Here is an 18,144-nt window from a genome sequence, read left to right as displayed (position 1 = left end):
TCCGCCCTGCACAGATTAATACAGGCGCGGGTACAATACAAGGAGGCAGCAGTATGTACGAAAAAATGTTTTCACAGGGAAAGATCGGAAATGTAACAATTAAAAACCGTCTTGTAATGTCACCAATGGGGATCGGGCTGGCAAATCTGGACGGAACGCCGTCAGAGGATATGATAGCTTACTATGAGGCCAGGGCAATAGGCGGGGCAGGGCTCATCATTCCTGAAATCACCAGGGTCAACGATGTCCACGGAGCGGGCCTGCTGCGCCAGCTGTCCGTGACAAAGGACAGACATATCGAACCCCTTTCACGGCTGGCGGATGCCATACATAAGCACGGCAGCAAGATATTTATACAGCTGCATCACCCGGGACGTGAGACTGTGTCGGCGCTGCTTGGAGGACAGCCGGTGGTGGCGCCTTCTGCCATACCCTGCAAATATCTGCAGCAGAATACAAGGGCTCTGACAACCGAAGAAGTGAAAGAGCTGACCAGTCAGTTTGCAGAAGGTGCCGTCAGAGCCAGGAAAGCAGGATGCGACGGAGTAGAACTGCACGCTGCGCATGGTTATCTGCTTCAGCAGTTTCTGTCACCGTATACAAATAAGAGGGAGGACGAATACGGAGGCAGTTTTGAGAACAGGCTGAGGATCGTCACAGAAATTATTGAAAAGATCAGAGCGGCCTGCGGGGAGGAATTCCCGGTGGGTGTACGTTTAAGTGTGGAGGAATTCCTGGATCAGACAGGTGTCACAGAAGATTACATACACATTCAGGACGGTGTGAAGATCGCAGCAGCCCTGGAGAAAACAGGCATTGATTTCCTGGATGTGAGCTGCGGGCTGTATGAGACTGGTATGACATGTGTGGAGCCCATCTCATTTGGACAGGGATGGAGGCGTGACCTCATTGCTGCAGTAAAGAGCAGGGTAAAAATACCTGTGATAGGTGTGTCGGCTATCAGGGAGCCTGAGGAAGCTGAAAAATTCCTGGAGGATGGCATTGAAGATTTTGTATCCATGGGACGTGCCTGGCTGGCAGATGAAGAGTGGGGGCGCAAAGTCCGGGAGGGCAGGGAGAGTGAACTGAGAAAATGTATTTCCTGCCTGCGCTGCTTTGAGAGCCTGAATGAATATAATGCAGCAGGAATGCCGCCGGAATGTGCCGTGAACCCCAGGCTTGCAAAAGAGAGGAAGTACAGTGGACTGCCGCATGTCACAGACAGCCGCAGAGCAGTTGTAATAGGAGGCGGCCCTGCCGGCATGAGTGCAGCCAGGACACTTGCCTTGCGGGGCGTGAAGGTAACACTTATAGACAGGCAGGATACACTTGGCGGGACAGTCAATCTTGCAAAGAAACCGCCACTGAAGGAGCGGATGCAGTGGGTTGCCGACTATTATGAGGAGGAATTTAAGCGCCTTGGAGTAGAGGTCAGACTGAATACGCAAGCAGATGCAGACATGGTTATGGAGTGCCGTCCTGATGCAGTCATCGCAGCTACAGGCTCTGTGTCTGTTGTGCCCGGAAAAATACCGGGTATCCATGGGCCGAATGTATATACAGTGGAGGAAGTTTTAAAGGATGAGGCCAGGCTGGACGGAAAAAAGGTGACAGTTATCGGAGCAGGGCTGACAGGTCTGGAGACAGCTGAGTATCTCTGCGCAAAGGGGTGCAGCGTTACAATTGTAGATATGCTGGATAAGCCCGCACCGGCAGCAAACCATACAAATGTGATGGATGTATGCGGCCGTCTTCAGAAATACGGGGCCAGATATCTCCTGGGCCATACACTAAAAGAAATCGGGGAAGACGGTGTGACGGCAGAAAGTGCAGAGGACCATAAAGAGAAAAAGGTACCTGCAGATGCAGTAGTCTTATCTCTGGGCTTCCGGCCGGACTGCTCCCTGGCTGAGGAGTTAAAGAGCCGGGGTGTGGAGGTCAGGATCGTGGGAAGCGCTGTAAAAGACGGCAATATCGCACCGGCAGTACGCACTGGATATGAGGCGGGGCGTGAGCTGTTTGCAGAAAAAGCGAAGGTTCCAAGCTTTAAAGTATCTCAGGAAGAGATTTCCCAATTTGGAAAAGTGTCCCTGATGGATGGGCAGGAAGGGCTTTACATGGCCTATCTGACCGACCCGGCAGCCATAGCCAGGCTGCTTCCGCCGCCTCTTGTGCCGTTTTCCATGCCGGTAGTCACATTATCTGTCTGCCGTATAAAGAACCCCACATTCGCTGATGATTATTATGAAGCGATCCTGGGAGTATATGCCACATACGGGAAGAATCTCGGTCTGTATCCTCTGGGACTTGTGCTGGGAGGCCCGGGCGCGGAGATGGCAGTGCAGTGCGGCCGTGACAACGGCAGCATCCCTAAAAAAATGGGCGCTGAATTCGTGATCCGCCGAAACGGAAATACGGTGACAGCGGGAGTGACAAGAAGAGGGACCCAGCTGGTAGAGGCCGCAATGGAGCTGGGCGAATACAACAGCCCCCTGACACACATGCTCTATCAGGCTCCAGGAGCCGGGAAGAAGACATTTGGGGGCGGATTCTACTATCACTTTGACAGGGAGCCGGATGAGAACGGTATATCCCATTTCAGAAACGGAGCGCTTCTTATGAACCAGTGCGAATATAATTACGAATCCTGGGAGCCGGGATGTGTCTCGCTGAATTTGAAATCCAGTATAGATGACCCGTGGGCAGAACTTCCTATAAATACTATTATAGGCGGAGCATATTCTAAGAACAGCCTGCTGGTGCATAAACTGAATCTGGCGCAGAATCTGGATGCCGATACAGTGATCCCTTATCTGCTTACAGGACGCTATGACAGGACAGCATTTATGGAGACCGGCCGCATATAGGCCGCAGGAAAGGATGGTATGAAATATGACAGGATTATTTGATCTTACAGGAAAAACAGCAGTAGTTACAGGAGCTAGCTCAGGACTTGGGGCAGACGCGGCGCTGGCCTATGCACAGTCGGGCGCAGATGTGGCTCTTCTGGCAAGGCGGGTGGATAAGCTGAACCAGGTAAAAGAAGAGATAGAAAAGACGGGGCGCAGGGCTGTCGCACTTGCATGTGACGTGACAGAGGAAGGGAGCGTAAAAGGAGCCGTCGAAGAAGTCCTTAAGGAATTCGGACACATTGACATTCTGCTCAATAATGCGGGAGTAGCTGTCCGCGGCGGCGTTGATTCCATGTCGGAGGAGGACTGGGACAGATCCTTCAATACAAATGTAAAAGGCATCTTCTTTATGTCAAAATATATAGTGCCCCAGATGAAAGAGCGCGGCTACGGAAAAATTGTAAATATCGCTTCCGTAAATGCAGTTATAGCTGACAAAAATGATATGTTTATCCGGCATTCTTATAATGCATCAAAGTCTGCAGTCCTTGGACTTACGAAGGGAATGGCCTGCTCCTACGCAAGATACGGGATCACTGTAAATGCTGTAGGCCCCGCTCTTTTTGAGACGGAGATGACCGCCGGGACGCTTTTCAAATCAGAGCAGTTCCTTCAGGGATATTCAGCCATGAATCCGGCAGGGCGTCCGGGAAAGAAGGGAGAGTTAAACGGTACAGTACTCTACCTCTCCAGTGATGCATCCAGCTATGTACAGGGACAGTTTATTGTGGTAGACGGGGGAGGAGCCATCGTATAAAAAGCATAAAAAGCTGCAGATGGTTTCTAAATATACCTTGAACTGACCGTATATTTTTGGTATAATATTTATGAGAATAATCAGACTAAAACAATATATACTTGAAGGTGCCTGAAATTAATAGGGTGTACATTCCTGTTCTTTCACAATCAGTCAGAACATAAATGTACAGAAAGGAGTGCTTATGAACAGCGCAATAATCTGGCTTCTGATATTTTTGTTTAGTCCTGTTATAATACTCATAATCTGTGCAGTCTGGTCCAAGATCGATTATAACAGGCAGGTGGCAGGCAAGAAAAAAGTCAGGGGACTCAAAAAAGATCAGGTGATCTTAGATGATAAAGGGGTTCCCAATGTAGAAACCGAGATGCTTCGGAATGAAGCGAAGATGAAGAGTGCACAGAATGCCATGAGCATGATGAATCTGAAATAATACAAAATAAAATCCTGGTCAATACCATAAATGTTGACCAGGATTTTGTGCGGGAAAATGGAGGATGGGTAAATGGAAGGAATCATCAAAAGGGCGGAGGAATTTTTGCACCATAAGTTTAATGACAGCAGTTATTTTCGTGAACACCCCGGAGAAAAGGCGTACAGGCTGGAACACAGCATCAGGGTGGCGAACATTGGGGCTGCAATAGCGAGGCAGGAGGGGATGAATACAGAAGCCATGGCAATAGCCTGTCTGCTCCATGATGTCAGTTATTGCAGGGGTATCACTGCAGTGGAGGACTGGAAAGAGCATGGAAGAGAAGCGGCCAGAATAGCAAGGCCTTTTTTAGAATCACTCCATCTGTCGGAACATACAGCAGAACAGATCATGTACGGCATTGCTGCGCATGTAGATGGAAAGACGGATTTTGCCGGTGAGCCGACTGCATTTACAGAAACAGTCTGCGATGCAGACAATATAGACCGCTATGATGTGTACCGCCTGTTCGAAAATCTAAGTAACAATGGTTTTATGGAAATGACACTGGACGAGAAAGAAAAATATGTAGTACAATTAAGTGATAAATTGTCCTGCTACAGAGATGAAGAATTAGCCACGGAGACGGCAACACTGATGTGGAGGGAGAAAATTAACTTCCAGCTTACGTTCTTTGAACACATGGAACGGCAGCTGAAGGACAGCAGAAGTTACCGTTTACCGGAGTGAACGGCAACAGGCTGAAGTCTTCAGCACTAATAAGCAGCAGGCTGAAAAGAGAGGAAATAAAATGGAACGAGAAATACCGGCAGAAGATTTAAAAAAGCTATATGGCTCAAATGATATGGTAAAGGCAGACTGTGGCGGCTGCAAAGGGTGCTCAAGCTGCTGCAGCGGGATGGGCGAATCAATCGTGCTGGATCCCCTGGATATCCACTTCCTGAAAACGAATCTGGGCATTTCATTTGAAGAGCTGATGCAGGAGAGGATAGAACTGAATGTAAAGGATGGCATCATACTGCCGAACCTGAAGATGGCTGGGGAGCGGGAGGCATGTACTTTTTTAAGCCCGGAGGGGCGCTGCACGATCCACTCCTTCAGGCCGGGCCTTTGCAGGCTCTTCCCCCTGGGCAGGTATTATGAGGGTGGATCCTTCCGGTATTATCTGCAGAGCAGGGAATGTCCGAAAGAAGATAAGACAAAGGTCAAGGTAAAGAAATGGCTGGGAATACCTGACCTGAGGCAGAATGAAGAGTTCACTTCAAAATGGCACTATTTCCTTAAGAGTATAAAGTTAAAAGCTGCCGGGGAGCAGGATATGCGCTTCAGCCGGGAATGCAGCATGTATGTGCTGGAGAATTTCTATATAAAGGATTATGCGCCTGATAAAGACTTTTACAGCCAGTTCTATGAAAGACTTTCTCATGCGGAAAAACTGCTTTCAATGTGACAGCGCAGCGGAAACGATAATTATTGTTTGTCTGCAGTCTGCGGGACCGCCTCAATCGAGGCGGTCCTTTCTTTACATTTTGCACAAAATATAAGCCTGTCTATATTGATAATTATGACGAAATTGCATTTATAATCAAAAAAACACTGACAATTTATATTTTAAAATGATAAGATACAGTTATAAAAATAATGGTTATAGAAAGGCAGGAAATGCGATGAGAAGAATTATTAGCGCCTGTTTGCTGCAGACAATGAAATTTGATACTGCACATGACGCGGATCCCGGGAAAGAATTTGAGATGTACTGCAGTAAACTCGACAGGCAGGGAGTCAGATATGTGATCGAGGAAAATAAGCTGCAGGATGATGGCTCTATAGTTGTAAAAATCAGGAAACAGTATAATGCATATAAAACAGAGGGGTATCTGGACTGACAGTTGCTGCAGGTACAGATGGCCTTTCTGGGACTGCAGAAAGGATGAAATGCGGATGTTTGGAAAAGGTGACTATGTAGTTTATGGAAGCACCGGTGTGTGCAGGATAGAGGATATCACTGTAATGGACATGGAGGGAGTGCCAAAGGACAGGCTGTATTATCTGCTCTGCCCTCTGGGGCAGATGGGAGGCAGGATATTTACTCCTGTAGATAATCCCAAGGCTGCTATGAGAAGCGTGCTGGTCCGGGAAGAGGCATTAAGCCTGCTGGAAGATATACCGGAGATAGAGGAGGTAGTCGTCCCTAATATCAAGCTCCGTGAAGAGAAATATAAGGAATGTGCCAGAAGCGGTGACTCCCGTGATTGGGTAAAAATCATCAAGACACTTTATCTGAAACGTCAGAAGAGGATACGGGAGGGAAAACGCCTGCCCGCCTCAGATGAGAGATATCTGAAGATGGCTGAAGAGAATCTGTTTACAGAACTTTCAGTGGTATTTGGAGAGACACAGGAAGAGGCAGAGCGCAGGGTCGCTGAGAGGATGCTGGCTGAGTGCGCAGACAAAAGCCAGATGGCTGAAATGTAATAAGGGCAGATTTATTCTGCCCTTATTCTATTTACAAATACTCTGCGGTATGGTTATAATAACCTGGAGCGTGTTTAAAAAAAGCTCTTTAAATGACAGAAATCAATCGAAGGAGACGCAGATGCTTTTTTATTTTGCACCAATGGAAGGAATTACAGGTTATATATACAGGAATGCGCATGCCAGGTATTTTGGCGGGATCGATAAATATTTTACGCCCTTCATCATGCCAAACCAGAACAGATGCATGAATACTAAGGAGTTGAATGATGTTCTGCCGGAACATAACAAGGGAATGGAGATTGTTCCGCAGATTTTGACAAATAAGGCAGAGGATTTTATAAACGCAGCAGAAAAACTGAAGGAGCTGGGGTACAGTGAAGTAAATCTGAATCTGGGATGTCCCTCCAGAACAGTTGTCTCAAAGGGAAAAGGAGCCGGCTTCCTGGAATATCCCGACCGTCTTGAGAGATTTTTAAACAGTATATTTGAAAGCTCCGGTTTGAAAATATCTGTAAAGACAAGGCTGGGAATGTATGAGCCTGAGGAATTTAACAGGCTTCTGGAGATATTTAATAAATTTCCGCTGTCTGAGCTGATCATTCATCCCAGGGTCCAGACTGATTATTATAAAAATAAGCCGGTCCTGGAAAGCTACAGGAAGGCTGAAGAGTCGTCCGAAAATATTCTCTGCTACAATGGAGACGTGTTCACCAGGCAGGATTATGAGGCGGCAGTATCAGGATTTACAAGGACAAATGCAGTCATGATGGGGCGGGGGCTGCTTAGAAATCCAAATCTTGTACATAATATCAGGCAGGGAGCTCAGACAGACAAAAAGATCCTGAAGGCTTTCCATGATGAGATCTATGAAGGCTACAGAGAGATACTGCCAGGTGAGAAACCAGTCCTGTTCAAAATGAAGGAGCTGTGGACATATATGCTGGTAAGTTTTTCAGATGCTGAGAAGTGCTGGAAGAAAATAAAGAAAGCAGACAGGCTTACAGCTTATGAGCTTGCGGTAACTGAATTGTTTGCAGAAAAAGATATTGACAAAAGCAAATGTATCTGATATAGTTACAGTATGAAATGTATCTATAAAAGTTACAGATTAATCTGCAAAGGGTTAGAGCGTATTTGAAAATGCTCTGGGAGGTACTATGAGGAAAAAACTGACAGGGATCGTATTGGCGGGAATACTGGGCTGCATGATGGTTTTGGGTGCATGTTCTGCCGCCGGAAAAGGGGAGAGTGAGACAGGCACTGAGCCCGTATCAGCTGCCGGGCAGATGCAGGAAGCTGATGAGGCCTACCACAAAATCACAGCCGAAGAAGCGAAGAAAATGATGGATGAGGGTGGCGTGACAGTGGTGGACGTGAGGACAGCCCAGGAGTATACAGACGGGCATATACCGGGAGCAGTTTTAGTCCCCAATGAAGAGATTGGTGATGAACAGCCATCAGCCCTGCCTGATAAGGATGCTGTCCTTCTTATACACTGCAGGACAGGAGTGAGAAGCAGGCAGGCTTCTGATAAGCTTATAAAGATGGGCTATAAGAATGTATACGATTTTGGCGGTATAGTAGACTGGACATATGAGACAGAGACAGGAGAAGCATCGAATTAGTTAAATAACAGGATAAAGATATCTGGATAGAAAGGGGAAATACAAATGAAACAAGTATTAATGATGATTTTATCAGACTGCCCTCACTGCAGAAAGGCGTTGAGGCTGATGGAGGACCTGAAGGAGGAAAATCCCGAATATGAAAAAGTAGAGGTCCGTATTGCAGACGAAGAGAAGGAAAAAGATCTTGCAGAGTCCCTGGATTATTATTATGTGCCCACTTATTTCGTAGACGGCGTGAAGGTCCACGAAGGAGTTCCTACAAGAGAAAAGGTGCGCCGGGTATATGAGCAGGCGCTGGAAGATTAAAGAAAAAAATCAGAGAAAAAAACGCTTTTTTGTGTATAGAGCCGTTACAGGGCAGTGCACAGAAGAGCGTTTTTTGTTACTATTTACACGCCACCAGTTACTGTTCACTTCGTGACCAGTAACGCGCGTACAATTGTCTTTATCTTGAAAGCAGGATTAATAAAGGTTATAATAACAGAAAAGGCGAAACAGTGGCTCGTGAATAGTAACCAGAAAGTAGCCATGTTTGGAATCTGGCGGTGACAGAGAAGGAGGATGTGGGATTGCATATAAAAGAACAGTCTGAAAAGGACGGGATCTGCAGAATTGTATTAGATAATGGCAGGACTCTGGCATATTCTGCGGGATCGGGCGTTTCAGTAATAGAAAGGGACGGTTTTTATTTTAAAGATCTGGAAAAAAGCGGGGAGCTTCTTCCATATGAGGATTGGAGGCTGCCGCCCTGGGAAAGGGCAAAGGACCTGGCAGGAAGGCTGACTGTTGAAGAGATAGCCGGCCTGATGCTCTATTCTCCCCACCAGGCAGTGCCGCCGGCAAAGGGAGGCCCCTTTGGAGGAAGCTTCGGGGGAAGGCCTTTCTGGGAATCGGGAAATCAGCCCTGGGAATTGTCTGATGAACAGAAAGAATATCTTTCGGAGGAACACATACGCCATATCCTGCTGATGACAGTAGAAAATGCAGAGGTCTCTGCCAGGTGGAGCAATGAGCTTCAGAAAGTGGCAGAGAGCCTTCCGCATGGTATACCCGTAAATCTGTCCTCAGATCCCAGAAGCGGTGCAAGAGAGTCGGGCGCTGAATTTAAGAGTGCAGGACAGGATGTAAGTAAGTGGCCGGAAGGACTGGGTTTTGCAGCCTGCTTTGACACTGAGGTAGTAAGTGATTTTGCAAAGACTGCATCCAGGGAATACAGGGCGCTTGGAATCACTACAGCGCTGGGACCGCAGATCGACCTCTGTACAGACCCCAGATGGATGAGGTTCGCTGATACCTTTGGGGAGGAGGCAGAGAAAACCAAGGAAATGACAAAGGCTTACTGTGACGGTATGCAGACAACGCCGGGAGCGCCTGACGGCTGGGGCGCAGAGAGTGTCAATACGATGGTAAAGCACTGGCCCGGCGGGGGAACAGGAGAAGGCGGGCGGGATGCCCATTATGCGTTTGGCCGGTATGCTGTTTATCCGGGCGGAAATTTTGAGATGCACCAGAAGCCATTTACGGAGGCTGCCTTCTGCCTGGACGGGCCTACGAAATATGCCGCTTCAGTTATGCCCTATTACACAGTATCCTGGGGTGAAGATAAAAAGAACGGCAAAAATGTGGGGAATTCTTACAGCGAATATATGATCAGGGATCTGCTCAGGGAAAAATACGGTTACCAGGGAGTGGTATGCACAGACTGGGGCATCACTCAGGATCCTGATGCCAGGATTGATTCCTTTGGAAGCAGGTGTTATGGTATGGAGGATGTGACGGAGGCCGAGAGGTGTCTGTGTGCCATTATGAATGGAGTGGACCAGTTCGGAGGGAACAGCAGAATGGAGCCGGTGATACAGGCCTGCAAATTGGGCTGTGAAAAATACGGCGAAGAAGCTATGCGTCAGAGAATGGAATTATCTGCTGCAAGGCTTCTGAAAAATATTTTCCAGTGCGGCCTCTTCGAGGATCCATATCTGGAACCGGAGAAATCTGCCCGGATCGTGGGCTGCAGGGAATTTGTCAGGAAGGGCTACCAGGCGCAGCTAAAGTCAGTAGTGCTGCTGAAAAATAAAGACTGTCTGCCGCTTGCCAGGGGGATAAAGGTATATATTCCAGAGAGGAGGATAAAGGCGTCAAAAGGATTCTTCAGGCAGGATATACCAGAGCATACAGAAGACCCGGCTGCCGCTGATGTTATTTCAAAGTATGCAGTGAGGGTGTCAGATCCCGGTGAAGCGGACGCGGCGGTCGTATTTATTGAGAGTCCGCAGTGCAATCCGTATTCCGAAGAGGACGCGGCAGCAGGAGGCAATGGATATCTGCCGATTACGCTGCAGTACCGCCCCTACACGGCGGTAAATGCCCGGGCCGTCAGCATAGCCGGAGGGGACCCGAGAGAGAAGTTTGAAAACAGAAGCTATCGGGGAAAGACTAACACATCATATAATGAGGCGGATCTGGATAATATTCTGGAATGCAGAAAGGCCATGGGAGATAAGCCTGTAATTGTGTGCGCTGCACTCAGCAATCCCATGGTTATGCATGAATTTGAAAAACAGACAGACGCCATCCTTGTTGAATTCGGAGTGTCAAAAAGTGCAGTCCTGGATATTCTGTTTGGTGAATATAGCCCGACGGGAAGGCTGCCGGTCCAGATTCCAAGGGACATGGAAACAGTTGAAGAGCAGTGCGAGGACCTGCCGCTTGATATGGTTCCTTATAAAGATTCAGAAGGGAATACATATGACTACGGATTTGGCATGAGTTACTGATGTCTGTCCGAAAACCAGCGGGCAGACATCTGCGGCTGCAGCTAAAGCCCCGCAGCAAACAGACGGGGATATTAAAAGGGGGATCATATGGAAATAAAACTGATTGAGGCAATACAGAAGAGTGAAACGCATTTTAGAGGTTATGTTGATCTGCTGGAACTGGCCCGGCTTCTAAGGGATTATCCGTTTGAGGACGAGGTTCTTCAAAAGGCCAGGATCTATAAGAAATACATGGAAAACGGCATTATAAATTTTAAAGTGACTGTCAGGCTTGAGCCGGACACGGATATATCAGAAGACGGGGATGACAGGGTCTTCAGTTTCAGCCAGTGTGAGATCAGAGACGGCAAGAGCCGGGCGGCAGCTTTGTGCATGCTGCCAGAGGATATCCTGGAAGACAAAGAGACAGAGGCAGAGATTTTTTTGGCAACAAAAGAAAAGATGGATAAACTGGAACAGAACAAATTGTAAGTCAAAAACCTCGCAGAAATAAAAGAGCATGCCCGGATTTATATAACTCGGAACATGCAACTGTTCAGTACCTTCACAGTTACATGCAAAAATCCATTTAAAATCGCCTCCGGCGATGGGATTTTTGCACGCTTGAATCATTTTCTTACGGTCTGTGCAGTAAATGCACAGACCTGCTGAATAGTTATCTTTGACTTTATATGAGGTAACGTAAAGTGCACTTTTGCTCTGATCAGAGAGTCACTCCCTGTTTGAATATAGCCATATCATGGAATCCGGCTTCCTCGGATTTTACTTTTTCTCCTGAAGCTACTCTAATAATATAATCAAAGAACTCGTCACGCAGCTTTGTCAGGTCTGAATCTTCCACAAGGGTGCCGCAGTTAAAGTCGATCCAGTTATTTTTCTTATTGTATAAGGCTGTATTCGTTGAAATCTTTACTGTAGGCACAGGAGATGCAAAGGGAGTCCCACGGCCTGTGGTAAACAAAACGATATGTGCTCCGGAAGCTGCCAGGGCAGTAGAGGCCACCAGGTCATTTCCGGGTGCGCTCAAAAGGTTAAGGCCTTTTGTCTTTACAGGTTCACCGTATGCCAGCACGCCGCGGACTGGAGCGCTGCCTGATTTCTGGGTACATCCCATGGATTTATCCTCCAGGGTAGAGATACCGCCCTTTTTATTGCCGGGAGAAGGATTTTCATAAATCGTCTGGTCGTGGCTGATAAAGTAATTTTTAAAGTCATTGATCAGGTCCACTGTCTTGTCAAACAGCTCTTCAGACTCGCAGCGGTTCATTAAGAGAGTCTCTGCGCCAAACATTTCAGGAACTTCAGTGAGGATAGTCGTTCCGCCCTTTGATATAAGGAGGTCTGAAAATGCGCCTACTGCAGGGTTGGCTGTTATACCTGAGAGACCGTCGGAGCCGCCGCATTTCATGCCGATTATCAATTCACTGCAGCTGACAGGCTCACGCCTGGCGCTCCCGGCATAATCAACCAGCTCTTCTATCAATGCCAGGGAGTCAGCTATCTCATCCTCAGATTCCTGTGCAACCAGGAATTTGACCCTGTTCTCATCGTAATTCCCAATATATTTTTTCAGTTCATCAATATTGCTGTTTTCACATCCAAGGCCTAAAACAAGAACGCCGCCGGCATTGGGATGGTTGATAAGATCAGCCAGAATCTGGCGCGTATGTTCCTGGTCATCTCCCATCTGTGAACATCCATATGGATGGGGGAAGGCGGCGATCTCATCAACAGATCCTTTTTTCAGTCCCTGGGCTTTTCTCTCAACAGCAGTTGCCACATTATTTACACAGCCCACAGTAGGGATGATCCATATCTCATTGCGCACCCCGACTTTCCCGTCAGCGCGCCTGAACCCATCAAAAAAGCGTTCCTCCGTAGGCGGAAGCACGGCAGCCTGCTTCTCATATGTGTAAGTCAGAAGGTCGCCCAGGCCTGTCTTTAAGTTATGCGTGTGGATCCAGCTGCCGCATTTGATATCCTCCCTGGCTACGCCGATCGGACTGCCATATTTAAAAATACGGGAACCTGCAGGTATGTCGGTGAGAGCAAACTTGTGTCCCTGGGGGATATCTTCTAAGAGATGAATCTGCTGTTCCTCCAGACTGATGTCAGAAGCAGCTGTCAGCGGACAGAGTGCAACAGCAACATTATCCTGGGGGTGGATCTTAATATAATTTTTCATGAGCAGTGTCCTTTCTTTATCTGTATCTATTTAGTTATAACAAAATGTAAGTACTTACATTTAAGGTACAACATTTTTGAGAAATAGTCAATAACAAAACAATTTTTTCCGCGGGAATACAATTTTCAAAAATTGGGAAGTATATGAGGAAAACAGGAAAAGTATGGAGGCGGAAGCAGTGGCTAAAAATAAATTCAGTAAATATGCAGCAGTCTTTGCGGGGCTTGTTCTGCTGACAGTGTTGACAGGATGTGCAGGGCAGGGGGAGAGCAGGAGGATAATCAGGATCGCCCATGGACAGTCTGAGACACATCCGGAGCATCTGGGGCTTCTGGCGTTTAAGGAGTATGTGGAAGAAAAACTGGGAGACAAATATGAGATACAGATATTTCCTAATGAGATCCTCGGATCAGCCCAGAAGGCGATCGAACTGACACAGACAGGCGCCATTGATTTTGTGGTGGCCGGGACGGCAAACCTGGAGACTTTTGCAGATGTATATGAGATATTCAGCATGCCATACCTGTTTGATTCACCGGAAATTTATGAATCAGTCATGAATGATAAAGATTATATGAAAAATATATATGAGTCTACGGATGAGGCGGGCTTTGAAGCTTTGACATGGTATAACGCGGGAACCAGGAATTTTTATGCCAAGAAGCCAATCTATGCGCCTGAAGACCTGAAGGGGCAGAAGATACGTGTACAGCAGAGCCCTGCAAGTGTAAAGATGATGCAGGCATTTGGGGCGGCTGCGTCTCCAATGAGTTTTGGAGAAGTCTATACGGCCATCCAGCAGGGGGTTATCGAGGGAGCTGAAAATAATGAGCTGGCTTTGACAAATAACAAGCATGGGGAAGTGGCAAAATATTATTCCTATGACCAGCATCAGATGGTACCAGATATGCTGATAGGAAACCTGAAATTTCTTGAGGGACTTACAGAAGAGGAAAGGAAGATATTTGAGGAGGCAGCTGATATCTCTACACAGACAGAACAGGAGAAGTGGGCAGAGCAGATAGAGGAGGCAAAGAATATTGCTGAAAATCAGATGGGCGTGGAATTCATAGAGGTGGATGTAGACGCGTTTAAAGAAAAGGTACTTCCCCTTCATGAGGAAATGCTTGAAAAAAATGAGGATATCAGGGATTTCTATGAGTATATCCAGGAGATCAACGAAAAGGCAGCAGAGGACTGAAGGAGGAGCGGTATATGAAAACGGTAAAGACAGCCAGATCATGGCTGGATAAAATACTTGGAACTGCATGTGCAGCCATTTTTGCATTTATGGTCTGCATCGGCACCTATCAGATCGTCATAAGATATTTCTTTAATAGCCCCAGTACCGTTTCAGAAGAGCTTCTGACATACAGCTTCACATGGATGGCTCTTCTGGCTGCTGCTTATGTATTTGGAGAGAGGGATCATATGAGAATGGGATTCCTTGCGGATAAGCTGAGGGGAAACGGACGGCTGTGGCTGGAAGTTCTGATTGAGTGCCTAATTTTTGCTTTTGCGGCTATTGTAATGGTCTATGGGGGCATCAGCATCATGAAGCTGACGATGACCCAGGTAACTGCTTCCCTGGGGATACCCATGGGCGCAGTATATACAGTAGTGCCGCTTTCAGGAGCGCTGATCATGATCTATAATGTACTGAACGTGATCACACTCTTCACAGATAAGGACAGGGAGGGATATGAATAATGGATATTGCAGTCACATCAGGATTAATCATTTTAGTATTGCTGCTGATCATGCTGGTGGCGGGAGTGCCCATCGCGGCAGCGCTGGCAGTGTCATCTGTGTGCGCCATCCTCCCGGTGCTGAACTTTGAGGCCGCCGTTGTCACAGGGGCACAGAGGATATTCTCAGGGATCTCCATTTTCTCCCTTCTGGCCATCCCTTTTTTTATTCTGGCCGGAAATATAATGAACAAAGGCGGGATAGCCATAAGGCTTATCAACCTTGCAAAGCTTGTGACGGGAAGGACTCCCGGGGCGCTGGCCCAGACTAACGTAATTGCCAATATGCTTTTCGGGGCTATCTCAGGTTCAGGTACAGCGGCTGCATCCGCAATGGGTTCCATCATCGGTCCTGTGGAAGAAGAGGAAGGATATGATCCTAACTTTTCAGCGGCTGCCAATATAGCCACAGCGCCAACCGGACTTTTAATACCGCCCAGCAATGTAATGATAACATTCTCGCTTGTGAGCGGGGGAACTTCAGTTGCAGCTCTTTTCATGGCCGGATATATTCCGGGGCTTTTGTGGGGGCTGGCGTGTATGCTTGTCATCTATATGCTGGCAAAAAAATTTGGCTACAGGAGCAAAACGAAATTTGAGGCAAAAGAAAAGCTGAGCATTCTCTTTCAGGCTCTGCCCTGCCTGCTTCTGATCATTATCGTGATCGGGGGGATCATATTCGGGATTTTTACAGCTACAGAGGGTTCAGTAGTAGCAGTTGTATACAGCCTGATCCTTTCTCTGTTCTTTTATAAATCCATCCGTTTTAAGGATCTTCCTCAGATTTTCAGAGAAAGCGCCAGGATGACGGGGATCATAGTCTTTTTGATAGGAGTTTCTGCGATCATGTCGTGGGTCATGGCTTTCACAGGACTGCCCACAGCTATTTCCCGCGGACTTCTGGGACTTACGGACAATAAATTTGTGATCCTGTTTATCATTAACATTATACTGCTTTTTGTGGGAACCTTCATGGATATGACTCCTGCCTGCCTGATCTTCACCCCTATATTTTTACCTGTGTGCACAGCGCTGGGGATGAATACTGTGCACTTTGGAATCATGCTGATTTTTAATCTCTGTATCGGGACGATCACTCCTCCGGTAGGGACAACACTTTTTGTCGGCGTGAAGGTTGGAAAAGTGAGGATCGAAACTGTCTTTAAGCAGCTTCTGATATATTTTGCAGCTATTTTTCTTGTACTGCTCCTTGTGACATATATTCCTCTGCTGTCCCTGTGGCTGCCCGGACTGATGGGATACGTATAATTTGCCTTTATGTTGAAAAACTGGAATACTTTTTAGGAGAGACTCCCACGGCTCTGGAGAAGGCCTTCAGAAAATTGCTGTAATCATTGAAGCCGGATTCTTCACATGCTTCGTTGACTGTTGAGCCTTCTGTGAGAAGAGCCTTTGCGATGGTGATCCGTTTTGCGGTAATATATTTATTGATAGTCGTGCCCGTGGCCTGCTTGAATATGCGGCAGAGATAGGAAGAGCTGAGATAGAAATGTGATGACAGCTCTTCGATAGTTAGGGGATTTTTTATATTCTGGTTAATATAACTGAGTATCTGATCTACCTCTTTATGATAATTACTCCCCTCGTTGAATTGTCTTTCATGACAGCTCTCGCAGAATATCCTGTTCAGAAAAACCATCATTTCTACAAAGCCGGACTGCTCCAGCAGATCTTCGCCGTATCCCTGAATGCTGCAGAGCTTGTGTATGTAATACCTGAAGCGTTTCTGGTCTTCAGGCGGGAGGGAGATCTTATGATGGCAGCCCCGGTCCCGGTGGGAGAAGCAGTAGTTGAGGTCAGTGGCCTTAGTACATAAGTTTTTCAGATATTCCGGATAGATAGAAAGTACGATGCGTTCATGGATCTGGCTGTCTATCTGGGTCAGATGGTGGCTCTCGTACTGATTAATAAAAAATATATCGCCGGGCTGGATATCGTAAAAACGGTTATCTATTAAAAACTGTTTTCCTCCGGAGATAGAGTAATAGATCTCATAGCTGTCGTGTATGTGCATATCCATGGGTTTTTCATCCTTATAGAGATGGGCGATGGCAAAGGACTTTTTGTCTATGCAGGAATCGATGGCATCCTTACAGGAATTAAATTCCTTCATTTTATTCACCTCCATTTAATCTCTGTGGTTTCTTACGGCTATTATAACATTCTCAGACAGAAAAATGTACAATATTTGCAAGGTTTTTGGCAATAAATCACAAGAAACTGATAATCCGGCATGTTATGATAGATAGCATAACACAGCCGGAAAACTATGGACGACAGTCAAAGATAAGAAAGGGTGCAGGAAATGGAATTAAGGACAGCTTCATCTCCAAGAGATGTAAAACACTATACAACGGAGAGGCTCAGAGAGGAATTTTTAATACAGGGGCTTTTTACTGCTGATGAGATCAAACTGGTGTACAGCCATATTGACCGTATTATCACAGGCGCGGCAACTCCTGTCAATGAAAAGCTGGTACTGACAGCAGGTGAAGAGCTCAGGGCAGAATATTTCCTTCAGAGAAGGGAAATGGGAGTCATCAACATCGGAGGCCCGGGAAAGATAAATGTTGACGGGAAGGTGTACGCAGTAGGTGCAAGAGAAGGCATGTACATTGGAATGGGGAAAAGGGAAGTTGTGTTTGAGAGTGATGACAGCGCAGACCCTGCCAAATTCTATATAAACAGCGCACCGGCCCACAGAACATGCCCTACAGTATTAATAAAGCGGGAGGGTGTCCCTGAGGAAGGCACAGTGATCATTAAGGACGAAAATAAAGTAGAACTGGGATGTCTGGAAGAGTCAAACCACAGGACGATCTGTAAATATATCCTTCCCGGACAGGTGGAGAGCTGCCAGCTGGAAATGGGTATGACAAGCCTGGAGCCCGGCAGTGTCTGGAATACTATGCCCTGCCATACTCATGACAGAAGGATGGAGGTGTATCTGTACTTTGACATGCCACAGGACGCATTTGTCATGCATTACATGGGAGAGCCGAATGAGACAAGACATATTGTGATCCGCAATGAAGAGGCAGTCATCTCTCCGAGCTGGTCAATACATTCGGGAAGCGGAAGCAGGAATTACACCTTCATATGGGGAATGGTGGGAGAGAACCAGGACTTTGACGATATGGATGCAGTGGCAATGAAGGACCTGATGTAAACAGGCTGCAATAAAAGTAAGTACATGGACAGGAGGACA

At 46.9% G+C, this 18,144-nt stretch carries 18 protein-coding genes; 16 read left to right on the top strand and 2 right to left on the bottom strand.

Annotation, left to right across the window (positions count from 1 at the left end; genetic code table 11):
* Nucleotides 1-53 precede the first annotated feature (53 nt).
* The 12 genes from NSB28_RS11305 to NSB28_RS11250 all read left to right on the top strand — a co-directional run bounded on the left by NSB28_RS11305 (nucleotide 54) and on the right by NSB28_RS11250 (nucleotide 11,453).
* Nucleotides 54-2,867 carry an FAD-dependent oxidoreductase gene (locus NSB28_RS11305; RefSeq protein WP_109627379.1) on the top strand — a complete coding sequence of 938 codons (2,814 nt, stop codon included), beginning with the start codon at nucleotides 54-56 and terminating at the stop codon, nucleotides 2,865-2,867.
* 25 nt (nucleotides 2,868-2,892) lie between these two features.
* A complete protein-coding gene (locus tag NSB28_RS11300; RefSeq protein ID WP_109627377.1) occupies nucleotides 2,893-3,669 on the top strand; it encodes an SDR family NAD(P)-dependent oxidoreductase in 777 nt (258 codons plus the stop codon).
* Nucleotides 3,670-3,853: 184 nt separating this feature from the next.
* Nucleotides 3,854-4,102 (top strand): hypothetical protein, encoded by a 249-nt coding sequence (locus NSB28_RS11295; RefSeq protein ID WP_109627375.1) that lies wholly within the window; start codon nucleotides 3,854-3,856, stop codon nucleotides 4,100-4,102.
* A 72-nt stretch (nucleotides 4,103-4,174) separates the two neighbouring features.
* The gene (locus tag NSB28_RS11290) at nucleotides 4,175-4,831 is read left to right on the top strand and encodes an HD domain-containing protein (protein WP_109627373.1); all 657 of its coding nucleotides are present in this window, start codon (nucleotides 4,175-4,177) and stop codon (nucleotides 4,829-4,831) included.
* Nucleotides 4,832-4,892: 61 nt separating this feature from the next.
* The gene (locus NSB28_RS11285) at nucleotides 4,893-5,552 is read left to right on the top strand and encodes a YkgJ family cysteine cluster protein (RefSeq protein WP_109627371.1); all 660 of its coding nucleotides are present in this window, start codon (nucleotides 4,893-4,895) and stop codon (nucleotides 5,550-5,552) included.
* 217 nt (nucleotides 5,553-5,769) lie between these two features.
* Nucleotides 5,770-5,988: a protein pyrBI gene (locus tag NSB28_RS11280; protein ID WP_187374210.1), complete on the top strand. Its 219-nt coding sequence runs from the start codon at nucleotides 5,770-5,772 to the stop codon at nucleotides 5,986-5,988.
* 55 nt (nucleotides 5,989-6,043) lie between these two features.
* Nucleotides 6,044-6,577 (top strand): CarD family transcriptional regulator, encoded by a 534-nt coding sequence (locus NSB28_RS11275; protein WP_109627627.1) that lies wholly within the window; start codon nucleotides 6,044-6,046, stop codon nucleotides 6,575-6,577.
* A gap of 121 nt (nucleotides 6,578-6,698) precedes the next feature.
* Nucleotides 6,699-7,649 (top strand): tRNA dihydrouridine synthase, encoded by a 951-nt coding sequence (locus tag NSB28_RS11270; RefSeq protein WP_109627369.1) that lies wholly within the window; start codon nucleotides 6,699-6,701, stop codon nucleotides 7,647-7,649.
* Nucleotides 7,650-7,737: 88 nt separating this feature from the next.
* Entirely contained in the window at nucleotides 7,738-8,205 is a 468-nt protein-coding gene (locus NSB28_RS11265) for a rhodanese-like domain-containing protein (RefSeq protein WP_257497736.1), read from the top strand.
* Between the two features lie 45 nt (nucleotides 8,206-8,250).
* Entirely contained in the window at nucleotides 8,251-8,514 is a 264-nt protein-coding gene (locus NSB28_RS11260; RefSeq protein ID WP_109627366.1) for a thioredoxin family protein, read from the top strand.
* Between the two features lie 263 nt (nucleotides 8,515-8,777).
* Nucleotides 8,778-10,982 carry a glycoside hydrolase family 3 N-terminal domain-containing protein gene (locus NSB28_RS11255; RefSeq protein WP_109627364.1) on the top strand — a complete coding sequence of 735 codons (2,205 nt, stop codon included), beginning with the start codon at nucleotides 8,778-8,780 and terminating at the stop codon, nucleotides 10,980-10,982.
* 87 nt (nucleotides 10,983-11,069) lie between these two features.
* The gene (locus tag NSB28_RS11250) at nucleotides 11,070-11,453 is read left to right on the top strand and encodes a hypothetical protein (protein WP_109627362.1); all 384 of its coding nucleotides are present in this window, start codon (nucleotides 11,070-11,072) and stop codon (nucleotides 11,451-11,453) included.
* Between the two features lie 232 nt (nucleotides 11,454-11,685).
* On the opposite strand, the gene NSB28_RS11245 is transcribed toward NSB28_RS11250, so the two are convergent.
* Nucleotides 11,686-13,167: a UxaA family hydrolase gene (locus NSB28_RS11245; protein WP_109627360.1), complete on the bottom strand. Its 1,482-nt coding sequence runs from the start codon at nucleotides 13,165-13,167 to the stop codon at nucleotides 11,686-11,688.
* Between the two features lie 178 nt (nucleotides 13,168-13,345).
* Here NSB28_RS11245 and NSB28_RS11240 point away from each other — a divergent pair, with 178 nt between their 5' ends.
* Genes NSB28_RS11240 through NSB28_RS11230 form a run of 3 tightly spaced genes read left to right on the top strand, consistent with a single transcriptional unit; the run spans nucleotide 13,346 to nucleotide 16,184 of the window.
* Nucleotides 13,346-14,368: a TRAP transporter substrate-binding protein gene (locus NSB28_RS11240; protein WP_330581432.1), complete on the top strand. Its 1,023-nt coding sequence runs from the start codon at nucleotides 13,346-13,348 to the stop codon at nucleotides 14,366-14,368.
* A gap of 14 nt (nucleotides 14,369-14,382) precedes the next feature.
* The gene (locus NSB28_RS11235; RefSeq protein ID WP_109627356.1) at nucleotides 14,383-14,877 is read left to right on the top strand and encodes a TRAP transporter small permease; all 495 of its coding nucleotides are present in this window, start codon (nucleotides 14,383-14,385) and stop codon (nucleotides 14,875-14,877) included.
* Nucleotides 14,877-16,184, top strand: coding sequence for a TRAP transporter large permease (locus NSB28_RS11230; protein WP_109627354.1), 1,308 nt, complete (start codon nucleotides 14,877-14,879; stop codon nucleotides 16,182-16,184). The genes NSB28_RS11235 and NSB28_RS11230 overlap by 1 nt, the downstream gene beginning before the upstream one ends.
* A gap of 7 nt (nucleotides 16,185-16,191) precedes the next feature.
* Here NSB28_RS11230 and NSB28_RS11225 read toward each other — a convergent pair whose 3' ends face one another.
* The gene (locus NSB28_RS11225; protein WP_109627352.1) at nucleotides 16,192-17,049 is read right to left on the bottom strand and encodes an AraC family transcriptional regulator; all 858 of its coding nucleotides are present in this window, start codon (nucleotides 17,047-17,049) and stop codon (nucleotides 16,192-16,194) included.
* 192 nt (nucleotides 17,050-17,241) lie between these two features.
* Here NSB28_RS11225 and kduI point away from each other — a divergent pair, with 192 nt between their 5' ends.
* Nucleotides 17,242-18,105 (top strand): 5-dehydro-4-deoxy-D-glucuronate isomerase, encoded by an 864-nt coding sequence (kduI, locus tag NSB28_RS11220; protein WP_109627350.1) that lies wholly within the window; start codon nucleotides 17,242-17,244, stop codon nucleotides 18,103-18,105.
* Nucleotides 18,106-18,144 lie beyond the last annotated feature (39 nt).

It is taken from the genome of Murimonas intestini (assembly GCF_024622195.1).
GTDB lineage: Bacteria > Bacillota > Clostridia > Lachnospirales > Lachnospiraceae > Murimonas > Murimonas intestini.
This window is presented reverse-complemented; position numbering and strand designations above follow the sequence as displayed.

What these genes read in the sequence shown, in the direction of transcription:
- NSB28_RS11295 (WP_109627375.1), top strand. Translation starts at nt 3,854, where the DNA reads ATGAACAGCGCAATAATCTGGCTTCTGATATTTTTGTTTAGTCCTGTT.
- NSB28_RS11285 (WP_109627371.1), top strand. Translation starts at nt 4,893, where the DNA reads ATGGAACGAGAAATACCGGCAGAAGATTTAAAAAAGCTATATGGCTCA.
- NSB28_RS11235 (WP_109627356.1), top strand. Translation starts at nt 14,383, where the DNA reads ATGAAAACGGTAAAGACAGCCAGATCATGGCTGGATAAAATACTTGGA.
- NSB28_RS11225 (WP_109627352.1), bottom strand. Translation starts at nt 17,049, where the DNA reads ATGAAGGAATTTAATTCCTGTAAGGATGCCATCGATTCCTGCATAGAC.
- NSB28_RS11245 (WP_109627360.1), bottom strand. Translation starts at nt 13,167, where the DNA reads ATGAAAAATTATATTAAGATCCACCCCCAGGATAATGTTGCTGTTGCA.
- NSB28_RS11280 (WP_187374210.1), top strand. Translation starts at nt 5,770, where the DNA reads ATGAGAAGAATTATTAGCGCCTGTTTGCTGCAGACAATGAAATTTGAT.
- NSB28_RS11265 (WP_257497736.1), top strand. Translation starts at nt 7,738, where the DNA reads ATGAGGAAAAAACTGACAGGGATCGTATTGGCGGGAATACTGGGCTGC.
- NSB28_RS11270 (WP_109627369.1), top strand. Translation starts at nt 6,699, where the DNA reads ATGCTTTTTTATTTTGCACCAATGGAAGGAATTACAGGTTATATATAC.
- NSB28_RS11300 (WP_109627377.1), top strand. Translation starts at nt 2,893, where the DNA reads ATGACAGGATTATTTGATCTTACAGGAAAAACAGCAGTAGTTACAGGA.
- NSB28_RS11260 (WP_109627366.1), top strand. Translation starts at nt 8,251, where the DNA reads ATGAAACAAGTATTAATGATGATTTTATCAGACTGCCCTCACTGCAGA.
- NSB28_RS11250 (WP_109627362.1), top strand. Translation starts at nt 11,070, where the DNA reads ATGGAAATAAAACTGATTGAGGCAATACAGAAGAGTGAAACGCATTTT.
- NSB28_RS11305 (WP_109627379.1), top strand. Translation starts at nt 54, where the DNA reads ATGTACGAAAAAATGTTTTCACAGGGAAAGATCGGAAATGTAACAATT.
- kduI (WP_109627350.1), top strand. Translation starts at nt 17,242, where the DNA reads ATGGAATTAAGGACAGCTTCATCTCCAAGAGATGTAAAACACTATACA.
- NSB28_RS11290 (WP_109627373.1), top strand. Translation starts at nt 4,175, where the DNA reads ATGGAAGGAATCATCAAAAGGGCGGAGGAATTTTTGCACCATAAGTTT.
- NSB28_RS11275 (WP_109627627.1), top strand. Translation starts at nt 6,044, where the DNA reads ATGTTTGGAAAAGGTGACTATGTAGTTTATGGAAGCACCGGTGTGTGC.
- NSB28_RS11230 (WP_109627354.1), top strand. Translation starts at nt 14,877, where the DNA reads ATGGATATTGCAGTCACATCAGGATTAATCATTTTAGTATTGCTGCTG.